This window comes from Paenibacillus sp. JNUCC-31 (assembly GCF_014844075.1).
Classification (GTDB): Bacteria; Bacillota; Bacilli; order Paenibacillales; family Paenibacillaceae; genus Paenibacillus.
Genome location: NZ_CP062165.1, coordinates 2,121,916 through 2,143,316, shown reverse-complemented (window position 1 = coordinate 2,143,316; position 21,401 = coordinate 2,121,916). Strand labels below are relative to the sequence as shown.

23 protein-coding genes and 1 riboswitch are annotated in these 21,401 nt (G+C 47.0%); of the genes, 16 read left to right on the top strand and 7 right to left on the bottom strand.

Annotated elements, in window-relative coordinates; translation table 11 throughout:
* Window positions 1–19: 19 nt before the first annotated feature.
* The gene (locus tag JNUCC31_RS09210; protein WP_192270654.1) at window positions 20–1,153 is read right to left on the bottom strand and encodes an SMP-30/gluconolactonase/LRE family protein; all 1,134 of its coding nucleotides are present in this window, start codon (window positions 1,151–1,153) and stop codon (window positions 20–22) included.
* 11 nt (window positions 1,154–1,164) lie between these two features.
* Window positions 1,165–1,299, bottom strand: a complete 135-nt coding sequence (locus tag JNUCC31_RS33790) for a hypothetical protein (RefSeq protein ID WP_267132507.1) — start codon at window positions 1,297–1,299, stop codon at window positions 1,165–1,167.
* Window positions 1,300–1,542: 243 nt separating this feature from the next.
* On the opposite strand from JNUCC31_RS33790, the gene JNUCC31_RS09200 reads away from it, so the two are divergent.
* From JNUCC31_RS09200 to JNUCC31_RS09180, 5 genes are all read left to right on the top strand, one after another.
* Window positions 1,543–2,238 carry a TetR/AcrR family transcriptional regulator gene (locus tag JNUCC31_RS09200; RefSeq protein ID WP_192270652.1) on the top strand — a complete coding sequence of 232 codons (696 nt, stop codon included), beginning with the start codon at window positions 1,543–1,545 and terminating at the stop codon, window positions 2,236–2,238.
* 9 nt (window positions 2,239–2,247) lie between these two features.
* Complete coding sequence (locus JNUCC31_RS33785; protein WP_416234389.1) at window positions 2,248–2,361, top strand: sugar phosphate nucleotidyltransferase; 114 nt, start codon at window positions 2,248–2,250, stop codon at window positions 2,359–2,361.
* 347 nt (window positions 2,362–2,708) lie between these two features.
* Window positions 2,709–3,458, top strand: coding sequence for a Cof-type HAD-IIB family hydrolase (locus tag JNUCC31_RS09190; protein ID WP_192270650.1), 750 nt, complete (start codon window positions 2,709–2,711; stop codon window positions 3,456–3,458).
* Window positions 3,459–3,461: 3 nt separating this feature from the next.
* Window positions 3,462–3,953 carry a DUF456 domain-containing protein gene (locus JNUCC31_RS09185; protein ID WP_488656256.1) on the top strand — a complete coding sequence of 164 codons (492 nt, stop codon included), beginning with the start codon at window positions 3,462–3,464 and terminating at the stop codon, window positions 3,951–3,953.
* Window positions 3,954–4,013: 60 nt separating this feature from the next.
* A complete protein-coding gene (locus tag JNUCC31_RS09180) occupies window positions 4,014–5,642 on the top strand; it encodes a putative polysaccharide biosynthesis protein (RefSeq protein WP_192270648.1) in 1,629 nt (542 codons plus the stop codon).
* Between the two features lie 263 nt (window positions 5,643–5,905).
* Here JNUCC31_RS09180 and JNUCC31_RS09175 read toward each other — a convergent pair whose 3' ends face one another.
* Entirely contained in the window at window positions 5,906–7,186 is a 1,281-nt protein-coding gene (locus JNUCC31_RS09175) for a DUF2515 family protein (RefSeq protein WP_192270646.1), read from the bottom strand.
* Between the two features lie 143 nt (window positions 7,187–7,329).
* Between JNUCC31_RS09175 and JNUCC31_RS09170 the strand changes: the two genes are divergently transcribed.
* From JNUCC31_RS09170 to JNUCC31_RS09145, 6 genes are all read left to right on the top strand, one after another.
* Window positions 7,330–7,674: a thioredoxin family protein gene (locus tag JNUCC31_RS09170; protein ID WP_192270644.1), complete on the top strand. Its 345-nt coding sequence runs from the start codon at window positions 7,330–7,332 to the stop codon at window positions 7,672–7,674.
* Window positions 7,675–7,990: 316 nt separating this feature from the next.
* Window positions 7,991–8,914, top strand: coding sequence for a COX15/CtaA family protein (locus JNUCC31_RS09165; RefSeq protein WP_267132505.1), 924 nt, complete (start codon window positions 7,991–7,993; stop codon window positions 8,912–8,914).
* A 214-nt stretch (window positions 8,915–9,128) separates the two neighbouring features.
* Window positions 9,129–9,857 (top strand): Cthe_2314 family HEPN domain-containing protein, encoded by a 729-nt coding sequence (locus JNUCC31_RS09160; protein ID WP_192270640.1) that lies wholly within the window; start codon window positions 9,129–9,131, stop codon window positions 9,855–9,857.
* Between the two features lie 127 nt (window positions 9,858–9,984).
* Window positions 9,985–10,126: riboswitch (SAM riboswitch) on the top strand.
* A 126-nt stretch (window positions 10,127–10,252) separates the two neighbouring features.
* Window positions 10,253–11,287, top strand: coding sequence for a methionine ABC transporter ATP-binding protein (locus JNUCC31_RS09155; protein WP_192270639.1), 1,035 nt, complete (start codon window positions 10,253–10,255; stop codon window positions 11,285–11,287).
* Window positions 11,288–11,947, top strand: coding sequence for a methionine ABC transporter permease (locus tag JNUCC31_RS09150; RefSeq protein ID WP_192270638.1), 660 nt, complete (start codon window positions 11,288–11,290; stop codon window positions 11,945–11,947). It abuts the gene before it with no gap.
* Window positions 11,948–12,035: 88 nt separating this feature from the next.
* Window positions 12,036–12,872 (top strand): MetQ/NlpA family ABC transporter substrate-binding protein, encoded by an 837-nt coding sequence (locus JNUCC31_RS09145; protein ID WP_192270637.1) that lies wholly within the window; start codon window positions 12,036–12,038, stop codon window positions 12,870–12,872.
* A 95-nt stretch (window positions 12,873–12,967) separates the two neighbouring features.
* Here the strand turns inward: JNUCC31_RS09145 and JNUCC31_RS09140 are convergent, their stop codons facing one another.
* A complete protein-coding gene (locus tag JNUCC31_RS09140) occupies window positions 12,968–13,957 on the bottom strand; it encodes a DUF2167 domain-containing protein (protein ID WP_192270636.1) in 990 nt (329 codons plus the stop codon).
* A gap of 328 nt (window positions 13,958–14,285) precedes the next feature.
* Here JNUCC31_RS09140 and JNUCC31_RS09135 point away from each other — a divergent pair, with 328 nt between their 5' ends.
* The gene (locus tag JNUCC31_RS09135) at window positions 14,286–15,077 is read left to right on the top strand and encodes an SDR family oxidoreductase (RefSeq protein ID WP_192270635.1); all 792 of its coding nucleotides are present in this window, start codon (window positions 14,286–14,288) and stop codon (window positions 15,075–15,077) included.
* Window positions 15,078–15,206: 129 nt separating this feature from the next.
* On the opposite strand, the gene JNUCC31_RS09130 is transcribed toward JNUCC31_RS09135, so the two are convergent.
* Window positions 15,207–15,452, bottom strand: coding sequence for a NifU family protein (locus JNUCC31_RS09130; RefSeq protein WP_192270634.1), 246 nt, complete (start codon window positions 15,450–15,452; stop codon window positions 15,207–15,209).
* Between the two features lie 80 nt (window positions 15,453–15,532).
* Between JNUCC31_RS09130 and JNUCC31_RS09125 the strand changes: the two genes are divergently transcribed.
* On the top strand, window positions 15,533–15,787 hold the full coding sequence (locus JNUCC31_RS09125; protein WP_063566116.1) for a YuzB family protein: 255 nt from the start codon (window positions 15,533–15,535) through the stop codon (window positions 15,785–15,787).
* Here the strand turns inward: JNUCC31_RS09125 and JNUCC31_RS09120 are convergent.
* Window positions 15,784–16,845 (bottom strand): NAD(P)/FAD-dependent oxidoreductase, encoded by a 1,062-nt coding sequence (locus JNUCC31_RS09120; RefSeq protein WP_063566178.1) that lies wholly within the window; start codon window positions 16,843–16,845, stop codon window positions 15,784–15,786. The genes JNUCC31_RS09125 and JNUCC31_RS09120 overlap by 4 nt on opposite strands.
* Window positions 16,846–17,062: 217 nt before the next feature.
* On the bottom strand, window positions 17,063–18,169 hold the full coding sequence (gene mqnE / locus JNUCC31_RS09115) for an aminofutalosine synthase MqnE (protein WP_192270633.1): 1,107 nt from the start codon (window positions 18,167–18,169) through the stop codon (window positions 17,063–17,065).
* 630 nt (window positions 18,170–18,799) lie between these two features.
* Here mqnE and JNUCC31_RS09110 point away from each other — a divergent pair.
* The 3 genes from JNUCC31_RS09110 (at window position 18,800) to JNUCC31_RS09100 (ending at window position 21,378) form a co-directional block, all read left to right on the top strand.
* A complete protein-coding gene (locus JNUCC31_RS09110) occupies window positions 18,800–19,156 on the top strand; it encodes a HesB/IscA family protein (RefSeq protein WP_062324086.1) in 357 nt (118 codons plus the stop codon).
* Between the two features lie 219 nt (window positions 19,157–19,375).
* Window positions 19,376–20,416: a tyrosine-type recombinase/integrase gene (locus JNUCC31_RS09105; protein WP_192270631.1), complete on the top strand. Its 1,041-nt coding sequence runs from the start codon at window positions 19,376–19,378 to the stop codon at window positions 20,414–20,416.
* A 119-nt stretch (window positions 20,417–20,535) separates the two neighbouring features.
* Window positions 20,536–21,378: a tyrosine-type recombinase/integrase gene (locus tag JNUCC31_RS09100; protein WP_228469590.1), complete on the top strand. Its 843-nt coding sequence runs from the start codon at window positions 20,536–20,538 to the stop codon at window positions 21,376–21,378.
* The last annotated feature ends 23 nt before the right edge of the window (window positions 21,379–21,401 follow it).

The following is a 21,401-nucleotide window of genomic DNA, read 5'->3' as shown; positions in this document are numbered from 1 at the left end:
GATGAATTATAACCAAACCTTACGGTTTCAAAAGCACCCGATGAACCCCTTGACTTCCTCCCGGTGCGGTTCCGAGATATAAATATTTCCCCTGGCTTACGGCCGTGGTGATGCCATACAATGTTCCCTCAGGATCGTGCCAGCTATTCACAAGTTCTCCTTCTGGTCCATATTCTGCGACAAGTCCATGTTTCACCGGTGCGCTGGCTCCATTTAACAAGGACTGTGGAACTTTGGACATCGTCGCTGCTAACCAAGGGTGACTATGCATGTAATCGGCAAAAGGCAGACGGGTTGTGAATACCCCCACCCAGAAGTGTCCCTGTGCGTCACGGGTGATATTGTCCGGAAACCCAGCCAGATTCTCCGCAAAAATATCAGAGGTGCCTTGTTTGGGCCCCTTCAGCCAGTAGCGGGTCAACTGATAATGATACGATTCGGCTACAAGCACGAAATCTTCTTCGGCAGATAATACGACCCCATTGGCAAAATATAAATCCTTAAGCAGAACAGTCGTCTGCTTGGTCAGCGGATCATATTTCAACAATCGTCCATGCGGCTTGTTCTCGGCAATTTCTTTGAACATGACCTTGCCATAGTTAGAGGTATCGGAAAAATAAATCGATCCGTCTTGCGCAATGTCCAGCTCGTTCGCCAGGTAGATCGGCCCTCCATCAACTTCAGTGGTGAGTACTTCGATATTCCCTTTCGGGTCAACTGACAGCAGCCCTTTCTGAATATCCGTCACAATCAAATTCCCGGCAGCATCAAATTTCAGTCCGTTAGGTGTTCCGTGGGTATCGGCGAACACTTCGGCTGGCTGTGCCTTGCCCTCCGCGTCAAAGGCCACTCTGTAAATTTTGCCGTCGGAGTCACCCGTATACAGCCGCCCTTCTGTATCGAAAGTGATAAATTCCGGGAACTTCGCGCGGTCTGTAACCAATTCAGCGGAGCTAAGTTTGTTGTTCTCTTTCCAGGGGCCATCCTTCTCAAAAGAAGGGGCAGCAGGTGCAGACCAAGCAGCAGGTTCCACCGGGGCGGGCATCAGCAGAAATACAGCGATTCCCAGCACAATAACCCCGAGCAGGGCCAGGCTCCATCTACGAATTTGTTGACCAGTGGATCGTTTGCGTTGTTTTTGTTCTGTTGACATTAGTAATCCTCCTAATATTGTTTGCGGGGGCGAAGCATGCCCCCAACCAGCCGCAGACTTTGTCTGCGGGTCATGAATCGGGAAATCTGGGCACCCAGGTAATTCCGGAGTCCCGGAACAACGTACTGTTTCCCTTTAATATTCATGATTTCTGCCCTTTTTTAACAATGTTTTCTATTAGAAACAGTGTTACTGAAATCTCGAAAAAAAGATGGCGTAAAGCCATATCGGTAACACTGTTTCCTATGTGAATCATAGTAACCAAAAAGATACACATGTGTCAAATGTTTTTTTCAGCGTGAGGGCTTTATTGACAACCTTTCTGCAAATGGTTAGAATGCCTGTTAGAAGCCGGCAACTCTGTTGCTGGTCAGTAACGTGATAACCGAATGAAGGTGATCCTTATCCGTAATGAAGACAAGCCCTCACCATCCAGGGGGCGGGGATTAAAAACATATCAGGAAGCCCGTCTGCAAAATACGGAAAATCTCCGTAAGCTTGTGGTTGATGCGGCTGCAGCCATTCTGCAGGAAGAAGGGCCAGAAGCCGTCACCGTGCGCGGAGTATCGCAAAAGATGGGCTGCTCCACCAAGATCATTTACAGTTTGTTTGTCAATAAAGAAGGCCTGGCCCAGCAGCTGTATCTGGAGGGCTGCAAATTGCTGGCCCGGCGTTTTGAAGAAGTGCCGCTGTCCTCTGACCTATTACAGCACTTGCTGGATTTGGGCGAAGCCTTCTGGCAGTTCGGGCAGGATTATACCAGCTACTACAAGCTGATGTTCGGAGGGGCTTTTGCCGAGTTTAAGCCGGATGCAGAGAGTATGCAGGGAACGATGACCGCCATACGCCGTTTACTGATTCTAATCAGCACCGCCCAGCAGCAAGGACAGATTTCGGACCAGGAAGAGACCGGGACTCTTGTCAGCACGATATGGGCATCACTGCACGGTGTAATCCACCTGTATATGGGCGGGTTCCTTGGTGATGTAAATGCAGCACATACCGTATACAAACAAACAATGGATTTGATGTCCCAATCCTTGTTTGTAGTATCCAAGCCAGATAGAAGAGCGGACAGGGGATGATGGCTAATCTTGGCTGCGGGGTATGCGACCCGTCTCTATCCGTTAACCCAAGATACGCCGAAGTCGCTGCTGCCGGTTCAAAGAGCCGTACCATTCTGGAACAGGCAGAATGACAAAGATTAAGCTAAAAGCGGTTCATCCTGTAGGGGATGGACCGTTTTTTTGTTCAGAAAATTATACAATACAAAAAAATGTGCTGTGTCGAATGTAGAATGTTGGAGCCTGTGCCTGAGTTTATAGTATGCGAGTGTTCGTATGAACTGAAAGCCGGAGAATTCCCAGCGTTTTTCTGTCCGGGTGTGAAGGTTCATCCACATTGCGGGTCACTTTGTTGCTGGTCAACGATCTGTGGTAAAATATCGTTAGCTGTGACGTCCGGAGCATCCGCATTCGCGGGATGCCGGGCGATCTTTTTGTGAGAGTATGTTGGATAGGGAGAAGTAGAGAGACAACTGAGGAGGAAATACAACATGAGTGAACTAAAATACAAATTGCTTGCACTCGATATGGATGGAACATTGCTTAACGATAATCATGAAATCACACAGGAAACCGCCAAATGGATTCAGATCGCCATTCGCCGGGGAGTGCATGTGTGCCTTTCAACAGGAAGAGCCGTGTTTCATGCGATGCCTTATGCGGTACAGCTTGGGCTGGAGACCCCGATGGTTACGGTTAATGGCAGTGAAGTATGGAAAGCTCCGCATGATCTGCATATGCGCCATCTGATGGATCCGGCATTGATCCGCAAAATGCAGGAGATTGGCGAAAAATATAATAGCTGGTACTGGGCATACTCCGTGGAAGAGCTGTTCAACCGTGATCGCTGGACGGACAATATTGAAGGTCTGGAATGGCTGAAATTTGGCTTCAATACAGAGGTGGATGAAGTCCGTCACCAGATCATGATGGAATTGCAGCAGCTGGGAGGTCTTCAAATGACGAATTCCTCACCCGTCAATATTGAAATTAACCCTGCAGGCATTTCGAAAGCGAGCGGCGTAGCCGAAGTCTGCAAGCTGCTAGGTATCGAGATGTCCGAAGTGGTTGCTGTCGGAGACAGCCTGAATGATCTGGCTGTTATTGAAGCTGTGGGTCTTGGTGTTGCCATGGGCAATGCGCAGGAGCAGGTGAAGGAAGCGGCTGACCTGATTGTAGCGAGCAACAACGAAGATGGCATTGTCGAAGTCATCCGTGAACATATTTTGAAGGGGGAATAACCTTTGCTCGCAACCGTTGGCTGGATTTTGATTGTACTGCTGTTTGCGGTGGGGATGGCCGGAACGGTATATCCCATACTGCCTGGTGCTGTAGCGATTTTCTTCGCGTTTCTGGTCTATGGCTGGTTCTTCAGCTTTGATCCGTTCGGTGTGTGGTTCTGGATCTTCCAGATTTTGATTGTAGTGGTGCTGTTTGTCGCTGATTATGTCGTCAGTGCTTGGGGCGTGAAGAAATTCGGCGGGTCCAAATTATCGACGACACTCAGTACGATTGGTGTTATCATTGGCCCATTTGTCATTCCGGCGTTCGGCCTGGTACTGGGGCCGTTTATCGGTGCTTTTATCGGGGAACTGATCGGAGGGTCTTCACCTGCCAAAGCGTCCAAAGTCGGATTTGGTTCCGTGGTGGGGCTGTTTACGAGCACCGTGATGAAAATTATTTTGCAAATCGTCATGATTGTTCTGTTTATTATCTGGGTGGTAAGATTCGCATAGACGTTCAATAGCGGCTTCATCTGGATGCATGTCCGTGTGGGGGAAAGAAGGGGAATTGGCTTGTCTAAGAAAGAAACATTTATTAAGGGTACGCTCATTCTGGCGGCAGCTGCGCTGATCGCAAGGGTGCTCGGATTGGTTCAACGGGTGCCGCTGGAGCATATCCTCGGCGATATCGGTAACGCATCGTTTACCATCTCCAATACGGTATATTTAATGCTGTTAACCGTCGCAACGGCGGGCATACCGAGTACACTTAGCAAAATGGTGTCGGAACGCTATGCGCTGGGACGCGCAGGCGAAGCACAACAAATCTACCGTGCAGCCCTGATCTTTGCGGCTGTAGCCGGTGTAGTCATGTCTGCTTTATTGTGGTTCGCGGCACCTTATTATGCGACGTACGTATCCAAAGTACCGGAATCCGTGAGCGCCATTCGTGCCTTGGCTCCAGCGCTGCTGCTCTTTCCAGCCATCGCCATGATGCGTGGATATTTCCAGGGTCGCGGCAACATGACGGCAGGTGGCATTTCACAAATTGTGGAACAGTTTGCACGCGTAGGTACAGCAATCATCGTGGCGTTTGTTATGCTGCAATGGAATTACGATGATCAAACGATTGCTGCTGGGGCTTCATTTGGGGGTGTATTCGGAAGCATTGGCGCTTTTGGCGTCATGTTGTACTTCACCTTGAAGCTGCGAAAAAATGACCGTGCAGCGCAATTGAATTACGAGCGTGTGGAGCAACTGCCCATGCGGGGCATCTACAGTGATATTTTCAAACTTTCAATTCCGATTGTGTTGTCTTCACTCGCTGTTCCGGCAATCAACTTTATTGATTCATCTCTGGTAGTTCCGCTGCTCAGCGGACGTATTGGTCTGGAGGAAGCGACAGGCGTACTTGCCATTCTCGGTGCGAAGGCCCAAAGTATTGCAGGTATTCCGCCAATTCTGGCTATCGCACTGAGTCAATCCTTGGTGCCTGTCATTTCGGCAGCTTTTGCACGCAAGGATGAAGTCCATCTGAAAAATCAGGTGACGCTTGCTTTGCGCATTTCAATTTTGACAGGAATGCCGATTGTCATTGCACTGTGTGCGGCGGCGTATTCCGTTAACGGATTGCTGTTCACCAGTCCAGACGGGACACCAATCATTACATTGCTGACGTTCGGTACGATTTTCCAAATTACAATGATGACCACCAACTCCATTTTGCTTGGGGTAGGCAAACCACGGATCACCATGATCAGCGTGGCAGCAGGGATCGTAGTCAAACTCGTGGCGAGTCTGATCCTCGCTCCAATCTTTGGCATTTACGGGATTATTATTGCGACCGCATTGTGTTTCCTGGTCATAACGTACCTCAATTTGCGGGTGCTTCGGAAAATTGTTGATTTCTCGATTATGGGTGATCGCTGGAAAGGATTCATTATTACCGTGCTGCTCGCGGCGGGTGTTGGTTTTGCCGCGAACTGGGCCGGGAACTCCATCTTTGATTTATTCCTGCCAACACGTGTATCTTTCCTTGTTACCTGTCTGTTTGTCGGTGCTCTTGTGGTTGTTGTGTATCTGGTACTCATGGTCGTTCTGCGTGTGTTGCGCAAGGACGAGCTGGGCAGTTACCCTCGTATTTTGCAAAAGATACTCCGTCCGCTCATGCGTCTACAGCGTCGAGCCGGGCAACGTGGATAACCTGTTCAACCCACAATTCACACTTTGTTATCTGTTTAAAACTTAGTACAAGCTCTGTCTGCTTCCATAGCGGACAGGGCTTTTTTGTAATGAGGTATTCCATACAAACGGGAAGCGTCGATAGTCGACAGCGAATAAAGTATGGGTCTTTTCAATCGATAGCATCGTTCCTTATATCCACAGTGGCTTTATTTAATTTTTTCGCTCGCAGGTATAAGATATAGACGATTTTGAACCATTTCGATCTATAATGAAGAATTGTTTTAATGCGTAAAGGTTTTGGCATCATGCGCCAATGCAGTCTTCAGCATGCCATACCGGTGTTCATGGCTCATTTCGAACAGCCAGGGGCGGCGCGGGATCGTGAGATGACCGAGACAATCGCGATTTTGCAGCCAATCCTGCCTTGTAATCGGTTCATACGGCGTATCACCCCATACCGCCAGCAATTCAGGACTATATAACCGTTGTCCTTCTGCTAACCATTCTTGATCCAGCAGTTCCTGGCTATAGAGCTCCGCTTCTCCGGCTTCATCTTTATGAGCGGTGAACAGACCAGGCCAGTATTCAGCACGTGAGCCACGGTGGGGAACCGAGCGCGCAAACTCTAACACTTGTGTGAAAACGTGTTCCACTCCGAATAGCATCGCATATAAGCCTTTGCCAAACATAATCCGCTCATCCAGCTTGCCAAAATGCTCAATTACCCGGCCTGCAAGACCTTTTCTCTGTCCCAGTGGAAATACAATATGATTCAGCCCAGCCAGATTATGCAGATGGAATGCGGATTTGGACAGCACTTGTTTTTGAAAATAAGGATGCTGCACCACCCGGCTCTCAATATAGTTCTGCTCATTAATAATTAACGCCACACTCAGCAGTGAGCTGCATCGCTCCAGCCAAAATCGTTCCCAGAACGGCGTCATGAACGCCGATATATGAAAATGGGACAGCAAATGAAAACAACTCCGGCCAAGTCGGCGGCTGTTCATGTACAACAGGAGCTGGGGGTAAGCATCCTGAAAAATGAGTGCATTGCATCGCTCCAGTAGTCGATACATGTGTTCACGGTCTGTTTGATTTTGCAGATTGTGCATAAGGTCACTCTGAAGATCAGTCATATGATATCCGCCGTTGCGGGAGACCATATGGGCCAGTAAAGCCCAATGCAGCTCCGGATACTGTTCATAACATTCCAGATATGCCGCTGTGCGAGTGATATTACTTCGATTGTTTTCTTGCGTTAATGTCTTGATCTCTTCCAGAATGATGCAATCCTCTTCACAAACCAGTGCACTAAGCGTATTTCGTGCAAAAGCATTCTCGTTCCCGGGCAACAGACGCTCCACTTCAGCTTGCAAGGCTGCAGCCATGTCGGAGTCCCAATCCATGTCTCGCGAGGGATGACGAAGCTGGTTTGAAGCCTGCCAGGCGGCCTGTTTTCCCCGCCACACTTCCCGGGCCGCACCGGGAATGGATCGAACCATCTGCATGATCGACCCGTGATGGGCAGACTCGGAAGAATCCGTTTTAACGGAAGTCATGGCATGACATCCTTTCCTGAAATTCGGGTTATGGTTGAGTTTTATAAACTGTTGATATCAGTATGCGCTGAATATTTGACTTCCACTCCGCAATTTGCTTCACTAAGAGGATAAGACAAGGTATAGAAAGGATGATATTGATAATGGAAAAGATTACATCCAAACCGGAATTTGATGTGGCAATTCAATCTCCACATTTAACTGTAGCGGTATTTAAGGCAGATTGGTGTGGTGATTGCAAGTTCATCGATCCCTTTATGCCTGAAGTTGAAGAGAAGTTTTCACGTGACCTAACGTTGATTGAAGTCGATGTGGATCAGGTGGGTACGGTGAGTGAAGAACAAAATATACTTGGCATTCCCAGCTTTGTAGCTTACACAGATGGCCGGGAACTCGTTCGTTATGTGAACAAACTGCGCAAGTCGAGAGAAGAGATTGAACAATTCCTGCAGCGGGCAGTTGAGGTGTATAACACGATTCATAAATAAAGTATGACAGGTTCACCATGTTAAAGGTTATAATTAAAGGAACGCCATTTCTCTTGAAATAGGGAAGTGGCGTTTGTATTTTCATCATTTCCGGGAGAAACTATCGTGTAGTGATGTACATATTTGATGATGACCTGTGGGTCAACTTTTCGACAGACGTTAACATTTTGTCACAAAGCGCGGCGTCAATGACACATTTATCCGGTATAATGAATTTAGTTGTGAAATAAGTGTCAAAGTATCGAATCAAGCGGAGAATGTAGTTCTTCGCCATCTTAAACCAACAGCGGGTGAGAAAAAATTGAAGCACTTAACCTTGTTTAAATGGTTAACCGTATTAACCTGTCTTGTCATGTTTCTGGCCACATTTGGCGGAGGCGTTGTAACTCGAACGGAATCGGGTCTTGGCTGCGGCGCGGAATGGCCTTTATGTAACGGAAAACTTGTGCCAGCACACACTGTAGCCTCACTTATTGAATTTTCCCATCGCGCGGTTAGCGCACTGGCAGGACTGTTGTCCATTGCCTCATTTGTAGCCTTCTTGCGGTTTGGCAAATCACGCAGAGACCTGCAATTGTTTTCCTTTCTAACGCTGGTGTTTGTTATTGTCCAGGGAATCATGGGGGCTTTTGCCGTTGTATTCTCCCAATCATCCGCAGTCATGGCACTGCATTTCGGATTTGCCTTAATCGCTTTTGCCAGCTCCTTGATGATGGCGCTCGGTATTCGGCAGGAGGCTCGCCACGGTGGATTGGAACGATTGAATCGATACCCGCGGGTCAGCAAAGGTTTTCGTAATCTGGTATGGTTTTCCACAATCTATACGTACCTCGTGGTATATACTGGGGCCTTTGTGAGCCATACGGATTCTGCTGGCGGCTGTTCAGGTTTTCCACTCTGTAACGGGCAGATTATTCCCGAACTCTCGGGAGGCGTAGCTGTTGCTTTTGCTCACCGGGTGGCGGCTGTTTCATTAGTGATCGTCATTGCCATTCTCGGTCATTTTGCGTATCGCAAACATCCGGATAACACGGAATTAAGAGCGCTCGGCGTTATTTCTGTTGTGCTGGTTTTGTTGCAAGTGGTCATTGGTTTTGGACTAATGCTTACGATGAACCGCCCGGAAGTGTATATGTTTGTGGCGTTGGCGCATATGCTCGATATTGCCATTTTGTTCGGTGTATTAACCTATATGAGTTTCCTGGTGTACAAGTTGCATCGGCCCGTTAACCGTTTCTAATATATCCGAATTATTGTCGTTCAGGGGATGAATCCAGTGAAGTTCACCATCCGATGATGTACATCATTGGACAGGTGAACTTTGTTTGATGTCAGGCGAGTCAGGGCAACCTAATGTAAGCAGCGGTCATACGTTTACTCTCATTCCGATTTTGTTTAATATTATAAATTATTATTATTTTGATGATCTGCAGAGTGGATAGAGGAGGCTATATATGCTGCGAACGTTGCTGGGTGAATTACCGCGTCAAAACGAAGGCATACTCAAGGAAGCAATGGAGGCGATGGCTGGTACGCTTGAGCTATTTCAGCGACAAATGCATGTGGACCATGATCCTGCCCATGATTTTCGTAAACTGTATGTGTGGACCCAGGGACTCATCTCCTCGTTGGATGAACTGGAGCAAAGCTGTTTTGCTGCTTCCCATTTTCGTCAAAAAGTCAAAGCGGGCTTTACGGATGATATGACCATACCAGAAAAAGCGGAGTATGCCCGTTACGTTTACTTTTACAAGGATGGTTTCATCCGATGTTTTGCCATTCTGGATAAGTTAGGTACGGTGTTGAATGAAATATTTGAGCTGAATACAACCAATGTTAAAATTCATTTTTCTTATTTCACCGTATTAAGACAGTTTGGCTATGATAAGCTGCATCATGATCTTGCCAACGAGCTGATCCAGATCAAGGACTCCTACCGTGAGCCGATGAGCAAATTGCGCAAACGACGAAACATGGAGATTCATTATATGAACTCCGAAATGCAGGATGATCTGTGGCAGCTGCACCAGACTTTGCAAGGGAAAGTGAAGCTGGAGGACCTGGATCAGCATCTTTTGGAACTCCGCCAAGGTGTAGATATGGTATGTAAGACATTAAAAGCAGCGTATGGCTACATCAACGAGAAGTGGCATAAGCAGGGAATGAACCACCCTGCGAGGTGATTGGATTGCAATATTTGCCTTTGACAAATCGGAATACTTGGATTATACTGAGTTCCTGATCGACAGTTAGATGGAATTAACATTTATGACATTAACATTATAACTACTGAACTTATAAATTAAATATTTCTTATCGAGAGCGGCGGAGGGACAGGCCCGATGAAGCCCGGCAACCGATTTATAACTGCATGACAGCTGTGTCATACTTTATAGATGTTAGGTGCTAATTCCTACAAAATGGTGCAAGGCACGATTTTGGCAGATGAGAAGGTATAATCTTTCACGTGAAGAGCCCTTTTTGTTTCTGCAAAAGGGGCTCTTTTTTGTACGACCAAGGGGAGTTTTCCTTTCATTCGGGTAAAGATACATGTAGGTAGTGGGAAGGAGTAGTAATTTTGATTGAATTAAAAGGTTTAACCAAGACGTACGGTAAAGGTGCTAAAAGTACGACGGCCTTGTCGGACCTGAATTTGAATATCGGTAAAGGTGAAATATTCGGAGTTATCGGTCATTCCGGTGCAGGCAAGAGCACATTGATCCGTTGTATCAATTTGCTCGAAAGACCGACGGCAGGCGAGGTTTGGGTTGATGGGATCAATCTAACCCGTCTGGGCAAGACCGATTTGCAACAACAACGGCGCAAGATCGGCATGATCTTTCAGCACTTTAACTTGTTATCCTCGGCTACGGTGTACGACAATGTCGCTTTTCCTTTAAAACTGGTCAATACACCCAAGGATGCAATAGATCGCAAAGTGAAGGAAATGCTCGCATTGGTTGGACTGGAGGACCACAGCAATAAATATCCGGCCCAACTGTCAGGCGGACAGAAGCAAAGGGTGGGTATTGCGAGAGCACTCGCGAGCGATCCAACCGTGCTGCTGTGTGATGAGGCCACATCGGCACTTGATCCCCAGACAACGGATTCGATTCTGAAGTTATTGCTGGATATCAATGAAAAGTATAACCTCACGATTGTTCTAATCACCCATGAGATGCACGTGATCCAGAATATCTGTGATCAGGTGGCGGTTATCCATCAAGGAGGCATCGTGGAGCAAGGGCCGGTGACGGAAGTATTCCTCAAGCCGCAGCATGCAATTACGCGTGACTTTATGATGCGTGACCATGAGGTGGGAATTGCATTGGAAGAGACTGCTCTGGCGAGTGCGGGTGTTTCATTGCAGACGGACGGATCTTCTAAGCTTGTAAAAATATCCTTCCTGGGCGATAAAACATATGAGGCGATTTTGTCCAGAACGGTTCGCAAAACAGGAGTGGATTTCGCCATCTTGCAAGGCACCATTTCAACGATCAAGCAAGTTCCCTATGGACAGCTGACTGTTCGGTTTGAGGGGCAGTCGGATGAGATTAATCTCACCATTCATGAGTTAATGGATCAGGGACTTGATGTGGAGGTGCTTCGTTAAATGGATTTTTCAACGGTACGTTGGGAAGAAATCGGTAAGGCTTCAATTGAAACACTGCAGATCCTGGGGGCATCGGGCCTGTTCACGATCATTATTGGTTTGCCGCTAGGCGTATTGCTTTTCATGACGGCAAGGTCGGCCTCAATCCAGTCTCAAGTGGTGTACACTGTACTATCGTTTATCGTAAACATTTTGCGATCGGTGCCATTTATCATTCTGATTGTTGCACTCATTCCGTTTACGCGTTCACTGGTTGGCACAGCTACAGGTGTATTGGGCGTTATACCACCGCTCGTCATTGCTGCAGCTCCATACTTTGCTCGGTTGGTGGAAACTACACTGCGTGAAGTGGATCGTGGCGTCATTGAAGCGGCACAGGCGATGGGAGCTTCAACCGGACAGATTGTACGGCGTGTGCTTCTGCCAGAGGCATTGCCGGGTCTGCTAGCCGGGATCACCATTACGATCGTTACCCTTGTTTCCTACACGGCAATGGCGGGAATGGTTGGTGGTGGAGGTCTGGGAACATTGGCCATCAATTACGGATACTACCGTTATCAAAATGAAATTATGATTATAGCCGTTGTATTTATGGTCATACTGGTGCAAGTGCTTCAGATGGCTGGCGATCGGTTGGTTAAATGGTTCACCAGGAAATAACACATAGACAGCAATGTTGCGTTATGTTCGTGTTTATTGTGAAATAACGGAACATGCAAAAAAATTTATTGGAGAAGGGGTTTTACACATGAAAAAATGGTCTATTGCTCTACTCAGTATTATGTTGATTGCGGTTCTTGCAGCTTGCGGAAACAATAAGGATTCCGACAGCGGCGCAGACAATGCCGGAGGCGCACCGCGCACCGTGGAATTGAAAGTGGGAGCATCACCTACACCACATGCGGAAATTTTGGAAAGCATCAAACCTGAGCTCGAAGCAGAAGGCATTCGCTTGCAAATCGTGACGTTCAATGATTATGTTCAACCGAACCAACAACTTGAGGACAAACAGCTGGATGCAAACTTTTTCCAACACCAGCCTTACCTGGATACAGAGAACAAAGAACGTGGTTTCCACCTCGTTGCTGTAACACCTGTGCATGTTGAGCCATTTGCTGGCTACTCCAAAAAAATTAAGTCTTTGGATGAACTGAAAGATGGCGCCAAAGTAGCCATACCTAATGACCCATCGAACGGTGGTCGTGCACTGTTGCTGCTTGCGAAAGAAGGACTTATCACGCTGAAAGACGACAAAAATATCACTTCCAATCTTCAAGATATCACAGCCAATCCGAGAAACCTGAATATTATTGAGTTGGATGCAGCCATGATGCCTCGCCAACTGGATGAAGCTGACCTGGTATTCATTAACGCCAACTACGCGCTGGAAGCCAATCTGAACCCAGAGAAGGATGCGCTGCTGATTGAGGATCTGCAAGGTAACCCTTATGCAAACATCCTTGTATCCCGTGAAGATAACAAAGATGCAGATGCGATCAAGAAACTGGCTGCAGCTCTGCATTCTGAAGAAGTTAAAACGTTCATCAAAGAACGTTATCAAGGTGCTGTAGAACCTGCATTTTAAGCTGAACGAATAAGCTGAAAGCATGCCAAAATATACACACAGAAAAGGCCGTATATCTCTGAACAAGAGATGCATGGCCTTTTTACTGTCTTTGGTTATGTTCGTTTCGTTTCGGATTGCTGTCCAGATTTGCGATAATAAGATAATTCGTTTTGTTCAGCATACTGCTGTTCATCCGCATCTTGCAGATAGGCCTTCTCCGTGGGGGATAGCATGGCTTCGTCTTTGTTCGACGTTTTCATTTTGTATTTGTTCCAGCCCAATAGGGCAAGAAATACGATAACGATAAAAGGCCACCCTTTTTTTAGCAGAATCAGTATGCTGAATTTTTGGCCCGCCGTATAACCAATTCCGCCAACCAAAAGGCTTTTGAGTCCGACGGTCGATGTTTTGTCAGTGGAAGCATCATAATCTTCGTAAGTGTAACCTGTATTTATGCTGAGCCTGTTAAGAACCATCTCTTCGAATGCAAGGCGACTCTGCTGAAAGTTGGCTGTTTCTGTGACAAGAATGGCTGTGATGTATCCTTCACGTGTCAGGAGCTTTACGTTGTAATTGACCATGGATTGCTGGTAAGCATCCTTGAAACCAAGAGAATAAATTAAACGATGATTGCTACTGTCATATGTCGGTTCAATTTCCCACCCTGTTACGTACATTTTATCTTCAGGGGCAGCATTTCTATTTTCTTCTTCCGTGCCCCGGATATAACTGCTTAACAGTTCATTGGCATCCAGATTCTGCTCCCTATCATCAATATGACCTGTTTTAACATACTCAAACACTACATACAAGGAACCGAATTGGCTATCACTGTATAGACTTCCAATCTCATTCCCGTTAGGTTTTGACCCCATGTTTAACATGGATCGTTGTGTATTAGCTTTATCTAGAAAGTAGTTATTTTCCTGTATTTCCAAAGTGGCCTTATTATCCAGGGAAACGGATGCTGGTCCGTCAATCCAGTCATATTCATCGGGTGCTTTGTCGGTCTCACTTGATGCGAATACCTGTACTGCAAAAGAAAGTGTTAACAAACTTACCAATAGAAGTGCAAGAAAACATCGTTTGTTTTTGTTTTTCATAGCGAATTCCTTTCGGTGTAGTCTGAAAAAGTGCTGTTCAATTCTATAATGAATTTATTTATGTATTTGGAACTTTTTGTTTAAAAAACAAGGACCTAACGACATTATCATAGCCATTTAGAACAGGCAAGAGATATATGGAGATAAAGGGTTGATTTTCCTCCAAAAGACCTAAGTTGATATAATTTAGTCCATCAAAAGATAAGTATTTAGTCCTTAATTTACACTTTTTTGCAAATGGTACAGATTGGTGGGAAACGCGAGTTGTGGGGGGATGATAAATCTTTTATACTGGATGAGTGACTGCTCTTTGAAGAGGGGGATGAACGTGAAGGGAAAGATTGCCCTCATAACGGGAAGTGCCAAAGGTCTTGGTAAAATGACGGCCCTCAGTCTTGCAGATCAAGGGTGCCATATTGCCCTGAATTACGTACATAGCCGTACGGAAGCTGAGGCATTAAAGGCTCAGATCATAGCCAAGGGTGTGCGCTGTATTGCCGTCCAGGCCGATATTTCCAAGACAGAAGAGATCACCATGCTGGTTGCTCAGGTTGAAGAGAGATTGGGCAGCATTGATATTCTGGTGAACAACGCGGGTCCATTTGTCCGCGAACGTCGACGGTTTGCCGAGTATTCGGAAGATGAGGTTCAGATGCTTGTGCAAGGAAACCTGCTTGGACCGATGCTGTTGGACCAGCGTGTATTGCCAGAGATGCGACGTAAGCAGTGGGGACGAATTATACATTTTGGCTTCAGTCATGCAGGAGAAGCGAGGTCATGGCCCCATCGGGCGGTTTACGCAGCTGCGAAGGTAGGTCTGGTTTCATTTACAAAGACACTTGCAGTGGAGGAAGCTCCTTACGGCATCACAGTTAATATGGTATGTCCGGGGGATATCCGCGGTGCCAACAAAGAGAAAACAATTGATGAGATGGCTGGCATAGCCGACGGGGAAACGCCGAGAGGGCGTCCTGGAAGCGGTGAAGATATTGCGCGAGTGATCACCTATCTGTGCCTGGATCATTCCGATTTTATAACAGGCAATATTATGGATGTATCTGGAGGACTTGATCCGATTCGTCCCAATATACAGCGTGAGGATGGCGAAGTGCGGACTTAGGCGTGAAATGCAAGGATAAGGCATAATCAGGTTCGATGAAAAAAGGGACTGCCTTCAATTGCACAAAAAAAGAGCCCTCCGCTTCATGGGAAGCGAAAGGCTCTTGAGGTTTATTTCGTGAAGGATTGATTAGAATACTTGTACGACTTCTTCGACACCTTCAACTTCTTCAAGAAGGGCGCGTTCAATCCCGGCTTTTAAGGTAATGGTGGAGCTTGGGCAGCTGCCGCAGGCACCGACCAGTTTCAGCTTAATGATGCCGTCCTCCACGTCGACCAGTTCCACGTCACCGCCATCGCGCTGCAGGAACGGACGAAGTTTGTCAAGCACATCAGATACCTCATCGTACATGGTGCTTTGTGCGTTTTCGCTCATTTTTTTCAACTCCTTTCCTTACTATATTATATTACAAATGGCCATAAATTAAAATGGTCAAACAAAGCAGGTGAACCTACATGAGACCGATTATTGAATTTTGTGCCAATAATATGCATTTTGGTACAGATGAAGTCATGGATCAACTGGAAGAAAATCCAGACTATGATGTGATAGAATACGGCTGCCTCAGCAATTGCGGCCAATGTTACATGACTCCATTTGCATTGGTGAATGGCGAGCTTGTCATTACCGACAAAGTGGAGGATTTATATAACGCCATCTTGGCCAAAATTGCCGAAGCCGATGCGTGGGATGAGCTGGATCTCGATTAACCGAGATGACGCTTGGACATCCAGAGCACGCCGCTTTTTAAAATACGTGGCACACGTCCCATCATGGACGTTTTGCCCATCAGCCCAAATCCAGCCTTCTTGCCAAGTGCACCGAGTGTGCCACGAAGCTTAAGCGGCTGCGGATTGGGCTTTTCCCCTTTCCAGAGGGCATGCTGAATATGGGCGATTTGTTCACCCTGTACTTCGGCAGCCTGACCGCTTGGTGCATACGGCACGCTGGCGCAGTCACCTACCACATACACATCGGTATATTCGGGAATTTGATAATATTCGTTCAGGACGACACGGCCTTGCGGGTCCTTGGTTACATCGAGATCCTGTACGACTTTTACGGGCTGAATTCCGGCAGTCCAGACCACCGCATCCGTTAGAATTTCTTCATCCCGGTTGAAAATGGCATTCGGTTCAAGTCGGGAAATGGCGATATGTCCGCGTGTCTCGACCTGATGTTCGCCGAACCATTCATGAACATAAGCGGATAAACGTTGTGGAAATGCGGATAACACGCGTTCACCACGGTCCAGGATGCTGATGTTCAGATCCGGTCTGCTCTCACGAAGCTCGGCAGCGATCTCGACGCCGCTCAATCCACCGCCGACGATATGCACATTACCATAGGCTTTGACTTCGTTAAGACGAAGGTAGGTTTCCCGTGTTTTGCTGAAGCTTTGAATCGTACAGCTATATTCCTCAGCGCCGGGTGTATTGTGGAATCGGTCTGTACACCCAAGTCCAATCACGAGCTTGTCATATTCCAGCGGGTCCTGGCCTTCAAATTCAATCTGGCGCTGTTCCAGGTCGATCGAAGTGACTTCTCCGTAACGATAAGTGACTTTGTCACTGACGGGAAATTGGATACGCAGGTCATAATCGGACACGGTCCCTGCTGCGAGTGCGTAATATTCAGTTTTCAATCCTTGGAAGGGACTGCGGTCAACCAACACGATTTGTGTATCCGACGGGATCTTGCCTTCCAAAAGTTCTTTGATAATTGTGAGGCCACCGTAGCCGCCTCCTAGAATGACAAAATTTTTCATGACTCGGCTTCCTTTCTGCATCAGTCCCGCGTGAACGGGGCTGTAACCTGTGGAGCAGCTATGCAATAACATAGCTGCTCCTTTTTTAATGTAGATTTGAATGGATTGAAAATTGGCATTTAAAATTACAGATATATTTCAGTAGTATGCACCATTCCACGCCAAACGCTCCCGAGTAGAATGAAAGTCGCTTATGGGAATGATGCTTGTGCAATAGCTATTCGTACACTTGAATTTCATTGTAGAACGTATCGCGTTCCACAGGAATGCGCCCAGCACCCTTAATTAGCCATATGAGCTCTTTGCGTGTGAGTCCTTCAGGCGTAAGTGCGCCTGCTGCATGACTGATTCGTTCGCGAACGATCGTGCCGTGTGCATCCGAGGCACCGAATCCAAGGGCGACCTGAGTCAGCTGTGGACCGATGTTGATGAAGTAGGCTTTGATATGATCGATGTTGTCCAGCATCAGGCGGCTGATTGCAATCGTTTTGAGATCCTCGTACGCTGAGTTACGACGCATGATGCTGGCGTTTTTGCTTTTTGGCTGCATGGAAAGCGGGATAAAGACCATGAAACCGTTGGTTTCATCCTGCAGCTCACGAATCTGTACCATATGATTTACGCGGTCTTCATAGGATTCAATGGATCCATAAAGCATGGTGGTATGCGTACGCATGCCCAGATGATGAGCAGTACGGTGCACTTCCAGATAGCGATCAACGTTCGCTTTGTCTACACGCATTTTTTTGCGGTATTCATCGGACAAGATCTCGGCGCCGCCGCCAGTCAGTGATTTCAGACCTGCTTTTTGAAGTTCCTGTAATACTTCCTTGATGCTCAGTCCGCTGATCCGGGTGAAGAAATCAATCTCGGCTGCCGTGTATGCCTTCAGCGTAACGTCAGGATATTTCTCGTTTAAAGCACGCAAGGAATCGACATAATATTGAAAAGGAACATGGTTATTATGTCCGCCTACAATATGGAACTCACGTACACCTGGGTGAATATGCTGTTCTACGTAATCAATCATTTCCTGACCGGACAACGTGTAAGAACCATCTTCGCCCTGGTCTTTGCGGAAATTACAGAAAGCACAGTGTGCTTCGCATACGTTGGTAAAATACAGGCTCATGTTTTCAATAAAATACACTTTCTTGCCATTCTTCCGCAGGTTGACCTCATTAGCCAGTTGGCCCAAAGTCAGCAGATCATCTGTTTCATACAGATAAACGCCGTCTTCAACGCTCAGCCTTACGCCGTTCTGCACTTTCTCCACGATTTCAGCCATTCTTTTGTCTGTGAACGGTGTTACCAATGTAGACATGTTGTATCCTCCTGTTCTTTACCGGATTCGAGTTGGCGTGTAGGACTTGCTACAGAACCACATAGAAAAGATGCGGACATCAGCCGCCTCTCATATGAACTAACTCTTCATTACCCGGTGCAGCGTGTGCTGCGTACGTAAAACTAATTTTTTCATTAAAATGAGTCTTACGACTCTATATGCATTGGGGACTGCATGCAGTCTCGAAATGTGAAAAAAATTACAACTCCATATATGACCATCACCTGAATAAGTCATGACAAAATATCGACATTTCAAGGCGATCACCTACTCATTATAAACCTCGTGTCCCGGGGGTTCAATACACTGGGAAGAAAAAGGAGTTCAGGGGGAACGCGGAAACAGGCAAACATGACTTGAGGCCCTTGACGGGGTGGAGTATAATTTAAAGAAGAGTTAACGAAAGGTTGTTCAAAAAAGTACGCTTTTGATTACGAAGGATGCCTAGGGGCATCTCAGCGTCGAATATGGGATTCAGCCGAAATGTCCGTTGCTCACGTAGTTTTGCCTACGCTCCGCTACTCCATTTCTATCTTCATCCCATCTTCTTGGTACTGAAAAGCGCCCTTTTTGAACATGATTTTATATGAAAAAGGAGAGTGACCTGGCATGATTAACATCAGCGAAACAGCTGCTGACAGATTGAAAGAAATGCTTGCACAGCAAGAGACACCTGGTATGTTCTTGCGTCTTGGCGTAGCACCGGGCGGTTGTACCGGCTTTTCGTACGCCATGGGCTTTGACGATAAAGAATCCGATGATGACCTCTATATGGATATTCAGGATATGAAGGTAGTTGTGGAGAAGGAAAACCTGAAATATCTGAATGGCCTCGAAATTGATTTTGAAGAATCCGGCATGTCCGGCGGTTTCACCATTCACAACCCGAATGCAGTGGCAACATGCGGCTGCGGCTCATCCTTCCGTACGAAGGAAGAAGCGGGCGTACCGGATAAGGATTGTTAATCTGACGCGGGATTGAGCGCATTCGGTAACGGATGACGGGCGCAAGCCTGTAACGGTAGCCTAAACGGTGGGGATTGCGGATTGCGCAGGTATTTCGGTAGGTTAACAACCCCGGACGATGAACGTTATCAACCCTTGAAATGCCTTTTCAGGGTTGTGGATCACGGCCTCTGTGGCGTATTAGTCTCGTACTAACTACGTTGTGGAGGTCTTTTTGTTATGGCGTTAAAGAAACGAGAACGGCGTGCTCCAGTTGGCGCGCGTGATGTACGTCTATACCCGGAACTTACATTAGAACAGGCGCTTGATTTCGTAATCAGCGCGAAGAAGGTGGAGGGACTACGCGAAAGGACGCTCACGGATTACGCAAAGCATTACGGTTATTTCGTTACCTGGCTGCGCGAGTTCCATCCAAATATCACGCTCATTGAGCATATCGACATCGGTATTATTCGTGACCACATTTCGTATATGAAGTACGATCGCGTTCGTTATGAAGGACATAAGCACATATCTGCGGAGGGTCAGCGCGTAGGTTTATCGGACACGACCGTTAATATCCGTATACGAACGTTAAAGGCGATCTTCAATCAGCTTGAGCGCGACGAGTTAATTGAACTTAATCCGATAAGCAAAGTGAAGTTGCTACGCCAGGACGTGGACTTAACAAACTGTCTAACGGATGAAGAGATTAATGCCATCTTAGCGCAGCCGAACCGGAGGGACTTCGTTGGATTCCGGGATTATGTAGGCATTATGTTGATGCTCGATAGCGGTTGCCGCGTATCTGAAATGCTCGGACTACGTATTGGCGACATCGACTTTCAGACGCGGTTTATCACATTATCCGGTGAGGCCAATAAAAATCGTAAGCCGCGTATGGTTCCGTTCTCTGCCGCGGTGGCGAAGTTAATCCTGCAGCTTATAGATGAGAACAGGCAGCACTTCACAACGGATCGGTTATTCCTTTCGTGCTTCGGTGACCCCATCTCTGCGAACCAGTTTAATAAGAGGTTGAAGTATCACGGTGAGAAGGCGGGCGTTGAAGGGAAGAAGATGACCGCGCACGTATATCGGCATACATGGGCGCGCGCTATGGTCATTAACGGTGCTGATCCGTTCACTATACAGAAGATGGGCGGATGGTCTGATATTCGTACGATGCGAAGATATATTCAGATGGATACGGAAGATGTTCGGCGCAGTCACGATCAATTCTCACCTACGGGTAAGTTCATTAAGAAGCGAGTAGAGAGATGAGGAAACGATATGAGGGCCGCCTTAAAATTCGAACGTGGGAAGAGTGCATCGCGGAGTTTATTAATTGGAAGAGAGTGCAGGGGTTAAGTAAACATACAATTGATGATTATGAGCGAAACATGACGCTGTTTATGTCGCGCTATCCTGACGCCTGGGATTCTCCCCATAATCTAAAATCAATGCTATATGAACACCTCGCACAGCCTGACATAGCGCCAGCAACTTACAACGGTCGTCTCGTGTACTTACGCACATTCCTTAAATGGTGCGTAGAAAATAATTATATCAGGGAGAATCCACTTGCTAATCTTAAGAAGCGCCGTGAAGAAGGTCGCCGGGTCAGCGTTGATATCGAAGTTCTCCGCGAACTCCTCAAGGTTCCGGATCAATCAACATTCGTCGGACTACGTGATTACGCGTTAATCTTATTGACGCTGGATACCGGTATTCGGCCGTCGGAAGCCCTGGCGCTTGTGCCGAGCAATTTCCGTCCCAAGGCTCGCGAAATCCACGTAACGGCGTTAACGGCGAAGACCCGGCGTTCAAGGGATCTTCCGATATCTGACGCAACAATTAAGGCGATGAATAAACTAATCCGTGCGCGGCCGCAGGGATGGGCAGATAAGGTTCCGATATTCTGTACGTATGAAGGAAACGCGCTGAATAGGCATGTCTGGGGCGATAGGCTTGAGCGACATAGCAAAGAGATCGGCGTTCACATCCGGCCTTACGACCTTCGTCATATCTACGCCTTGGAATCGATCAGAAACGGCTCGTCATCCTTCGCGGTACAAAAGACACTCGGCCATACCACGATGGAAATGACTAAGCGATATGTTGCGTTGATTAACGATGACTTGAAGATCGAACATGCGAAGACTTCACCATTAAATAAGATCGCGGATGAACAGCCGAAGAGAAAGAGACTAACGAAGTTAAACGTTGAGGAAAACGAAGAATGAAATGAGGCGCAGTTCTCACGGAT